Raw genomic sequence first — 4,629 nt, forward strand, 5'->3', positions numbered from 1 at the left:
GCCGGGCCCGTGATCCGTGACGGTGAAGGGCTGCGGGCGCGGTCACCTCGCCGGGCACTGGCCGGTCGGGCGGTCACCCAGCTGGCGTACGCCCGCCGCGGCGAAGTCACGCAGGAGATGCAGTTCGTGGCCCTGCGGGAGGGTCTGTCCGCCGAGACCGTATGCACGGAGATCGCGGCCGGTCGGGCGGTGCTGCCGGCGAACCCCAACCACCCGGAGTCCGAGCCGATGGCGATCGGCCGCGCCTTCCTTGTGAAGATCAACGCGAATATCGGAAACTCGGCGGTGACCTCGTCCATCGAGGAGGAGGTCGACAAGATGGTGTGGGCGACCCGCTGGGGTGCCGACACCGTCATGGATCTGTCCACCGGGCGTGACATCCACACCACCCGAGAGTGGATCGTTCGAAACTCCCCGGTGCCGATCGGAACTGTGCCGATCTATCAGGCGCTGGAGAAGGTCGGGGGTAAGGCCGAGGAGCTGTCCTGGGAGGTCTACCGGGACACCGTGATCGAACAGTGCGAGCAGGGTGTGGACTACATGACCGTCCATGCCGGGGTGCTGTTGCGTTACGTCCCGCTGACCGCGCGGCGCAAGACCGGGATCGTCTCCCGCGGCGGCTCGATGCTCGCCGCCTGGTGCCTGGCTCACCATGAGGAGAACTTCCTCTACACGCATTTCGCCGAACTGTGCGAGATTCTGCGGGCCTATGACGTCACGTTCTCCCTTGGGGACGGGCTGCGGCCGGGGTCGATCGCGGACGCCAACGACGCCGCCCAGCTCGCGGAGCTGGCAACGCTGGGGGAGCTCACCTCTGTCGCGTGGGCGCACGACGTCCAGGTCATGATCGAAGGCCCGGGGCACGTCCCCATGCACAAGATCAAAGAAAACATGGAGCTGCAGAGCGAGTTGTGTCACGACGCGCCCTTCTACACCCTTGGGCCGCTGACCACGGATATCGCGCCGGGCTACGACCACATCACCTCCGCGATCGGCGCCGCGATGATCGGCTGGTACGGCACGGCGATGCTCTGCTATGTCACGCCCAAGGAGCACCTCGGGTTGCCCGACCGCGACGACGTGAAGGCCGGCGTGATCGCCTACAAGATCGCAGCCCACGCGGCGGATCTCGCCAAGGGGCATTCGGGCGCCCAGGCGTGGGACGATGCCCTCTCCGACGCCCGGTTCGACTTTCGCTGGGCCGACCAGTTCCATCTTGCGCTCGACCCGGAAACCGCCGAGGCGTTCCATGATGAGACGCTGCCCGCGGCGCCCGCCAAATCGGCCCATTTCTGCTCGATGTGCGGCCCGCACTTCTGCTCGATGCGGATCAGTCAGGACGTGCGTAAGTACGCCGCCGACCACGGGCTGGATACCACCGAGGCCGTTGAGGCGGGGATGCGGGAGAAGGCCGAGGAGTTCGCAGCCCACGGTGCCCGGCTCTACCTCCCCATCGCCGACCAAGCGTAGGCCGTTGAGGCCGTCCTGATGACCGGAACCACCTACCGTTCGGCCGAATGTCGTCCGACGGTAGGTGGAATCGGTCGCCATGGTGACGTGGTCCACCTAACCGCGCCCGGTGCCGCGACGCTGCGTCCCTATTGCCCCGGTCGTTCTAAAGATCCGGGTCCCACCCGCGCTGGCGGAGCGCTGTCATGACCTGACCGGCGACGTGTTCCGGCTGGCTCCGCAGCGCGTGAACGGGAAAGCGGAGGATCATGCGGTCCTGGAGGACGCCGGCATTCTGCCGGGCCAGATCGCTCCACCAGTGCTGTGCTTCCCGGTGATACCCACCGTCGATCTCGATCCAGACCCGCCACGGTTCGTACCAGACGTCGAGATAACGCCGGCCACCGGCGTCGATCTGCTTCTGTCGTTGGCCGGAAGGCAGCCCGAAGCGTTTCTCGATATTCCGGTACAGGATTTCAGCTACCGAGTGGGCGCCGTCGTCAAGGTCGCTCAGGGTGTCGATGATCAGGCTATGGCGGCGTAGCGGTCCGCGTCCTTCCACGGCGCGACGAAGGTCCGCGACGGTGACCAGCCGCTGCTGGACACCGGCGGCCAGCGCCGCGCGGGCGTCATCGTCGTCCTCGGCCCAGTTGGCCATGTCCAGGATCGACCGGGGAAGCCGCGTCCTGGGCGGCACCTTCCGTGGGTGTACGTGATCTGAACCGAGGTTCTTGCTCCGATGGATGCGGACGCAGGGTCGGGGAGCGACATGCCGGGTGGCATCGACGATCACGATGATCGGCCCGCCGTCGAAGCCGCGGAGGCGGTCGAAAGAGGCGGCACAGGCGCCGCCGAGGACCGCGCCCGGACCGATCGATTCGATGGCGGCCCACATCGCCTGGATGCTGGTGATCGGACCGGAATGGGTGACGAGTACGCCGTGCATCGGGCGTTGCCAGCGGCCACTGGTGATCTTCCAGCGGATGTCCGACCGGGTGAGGCCAGCCCGGAGCGCGGTGCGCACCGCGATGACCCCGCACTGGGACTCTGCGATCTTTTCCCAGCCGGAGCCAGGGCCATGAGTATCGATATGGGCTGAATCCGGGTTAAAAGCCATTCCGGTACGGTGGCACGACTTCAGCCTGGTCCGAAAGGCTGATCAAAAACCTGTGGATGGCGAGACCGACCGGCCAGATCCGGCCAGATCTGGCCAGATTCGGCCGTGTCCGGCCAGGTCCCGGTTAATCTGATGATCGGTAGGTGGGTAGGGTCATTGACGCGACCGTATCCACCTACGCGCCCGCCGATCGGCGTCTGACGGTAGGTGAAAGTTGTCGCCATCACGACCGAAATCACCGACCCTGCGACCATGGAGTTGACCACGGCACTTGTCGAAGGCGCCGTGGGCGCGTTACATGTGCCTGGACCAGGGCACCCCGGGCTGCGGAGGGGAGGCACGGACGGCCGGATGGAGTACACGACGATTTCTGAGCTTGGTGCGGAGATGTCCGGGCGGATCACCGACGTGAACCGCCAGGTGGTTGTGGTGTCGGCGCCTGACCAGACAGCCACGATCAACACAGTTACCTTGTGGCAACGCCTCGACGGTGGTGGCGGCTGGATCCAGGTCGCTGCTCCACTCACCGGCCGCAACGCGGAAAACGGCTGGTCGTCGGACCATATAGATGGTGATCTGCGTAGCCCAGTCGGTGTGTTCACCCTCACCGCCGCGGGCGGGCGTCAACCCGACCCGGGCACGCTGATGCCGTACGAGTACCGGCCGTCCTACTATCAGGCGGGTGAGCCGGCCATGGCGGCCGCGTTCGACTACGTGGTCGCGATCGACTACAACCGGATGCCCGGCTACCCGCCATCAGACCCGAACCGTCCCCTCGGCGCGGCGGCCGGCGGCGGCATCTGGCTACATGTTGATCACGGTGATGCGACCCAGGGTTGCGTCACCGTGACCCGAGAGGGCATCATCGCCATCCTCGCGTGGCTGTCGCCCGCCAGCCGGCCGCTGATCGTCATGGGCGACGTGGCGTCACTCAGCAAGTAGCAACGCTCAGCACGTAGCAGCGCTCAGCACGTAGCAGCGCTCAGCACATAGGCGTCAGCCGATTGGTTTTTCGGTGTGGCCGCCGAACTGCTTGCGCATTGCAGACAGCAGTTTGTCCGCATACATGGCCTCGCCGCGGGAGGCGAACCGCTCGTACAGCGAGGTGGTGAGCACATGGGCGGGTACACCCTCCTCGACCGCGGCGAGTACGGTCCAGCGGCCCTCGCCCGAGTCGGACACCCGGCCGCTGAACGACTCCAGTTTCGGGTCCTCGACGAGCGCCGCCGTTGTCAGGTCCAGCAGCCAGGAGCTGACCACGCTGCCCCGGCGCCAGACCTCGGCCACTTCCGCGATGTCGAGGTCGTACTGGTAGTACTCAGGGTGCGCCAACGGGGTGGTCTCGGCGTCGTGGTCACCGGCATGCTCCCGGCCGATGCCGGCCTTGCTGAGGATGGCCATCCCCTCGGCGAAGGCTGCCATCATCCCGTACTCGATGCCGTTGTGGACCATCTTCACGAAGTGTCCGGCTCCGTTCGGCCCGCAGTGCAGGTAGCCCTTTTCGGCCTGGGTCGGTTCACCGGTGCGACCCGGCGTACGCGGTGCCGTCGCCAGCCCCGGGGCGATCGTGGCGAACAGCGGTTCGAGCCGTGACACGACGTCACGCTCGCCCCCGATCATCAGGCAGAAGCCGCGTTCCAGCCCGAAGACCCCACCGGATGTGCCGACGTCGACGTAGTGGATGCGCCGGTCGGCGAGCTCGGCAGCCCGGTCCACATCGTCGCGGTAGTAGGAGTTTCCACCGTCGATGATGATGTCGTCAGCGTCGAAGTGCTCGGCGAGCGCGAACACGGTCTCACCGGTGAGCCCGGCGGGGACCATCACCCAGGCGGCGCGGGGGACGGTGAGCGCCGCCGCGAACTCCGCGAGCGTCCTGGCGCCGGTCGCGCCCTCGGCCGCCAGCTGCTCCACCGCCGCCGGGTTGACGTCGTAGACGACGCAGTCGTGCCCGTCGCGCATGAGCCGACGCACCAGGTTGGCGCCCATCCGGCCAAGACCGATCATCCCGAGCTGCACGAGGTCTCCCGTCGTTGTTGGGCTGGTGCTGGTGCTGGTGCTGGTGC

The 4,629-nt window shown here is 66.9% G+C and carries 4 protein-coding genes; 2 read left to right on the top strand and 2 right to left on the bottom strand.

Translation table 11 applies throughout. The features are described from left to right. A partial coding sequence (thiC, locus tag U9980_RS09765; protein WP_322767635.1) for a phosphomethylpyrimidine synthase ThiC occupies positions 1-1,470 on the top strand: 1,470 nt, incomplete at its 5' end. 145 nt (positions 1,471-1,615) lie between these two features. On the opposite strand, the gene U9980_RS09770 is transcribed toward thiC, so the two are convergent. After that, the gene (locus tag U9980_RS09770; RefSeq protein WP_322767636.1) at positions 1,616-2,473 is read right to left on the bottom strand and encodes a hypothetical protein; all 858 of its coding nucleotides are present in this window, start codon (positions 2,471-2,473) and stop codon (positions 1,616-1,618) included. A gap of 444 nt (positions 2,474-2,917) precedes the next feature. Between U9980_RS09770 and U9980_RS09775 the strand changes: the two genes are divergently transcribed. After that, a complete protein-coding gene (locus tag U9980_RS09775; RefSeq protein WP_322767637.1) occupies positions 2,918-3,508 on the top strand; it encodes a L,D-transpeptidase family protein in 591 nt (196 codons plus the stop codon). Positions 3,509-3,562: 54 nt separating this feature from the next. Here the strand turns inward: U9980_RS09775 and gnd are convergent, their stop codons facing one another. Continuing rightward, positions 3,563-4,582: a phosphogluconate dehydrogenase (NAD(+)-dependent, decarboxylating) gene (gene gnd, locus U9980_RS09780; protein ID WP_322767643.1), complete on the bottom strand. Its 1,020-nt coding sequence runs from the start codon at positions 4,580-4,582 to the stop codon at positions 3,563-3,565. Between the last annotated feature and the right edge of the window lie 47 nt (positions 4,583-4,629).

Origin of the sequence: Protofrankia sp. Cr1 (assembly GCF_963555865.1) — a bacterium.
Classification (GTDB): domain Bacteria; phylum Actinomycetota; class Actinomycetes; order Frankiales; family Frankiaceae; genus Protofrankia.

Bases quoted from the DNA above. Each gene is read 5' to 3' on its own strand.
- U9980_RS09775 (WP_322767637.1), top strand. From the start codon at position 2,918: ATGGAGTACACGACGATTTCTGAGCTTGGTGCGGAGATGTCCGGGCGG.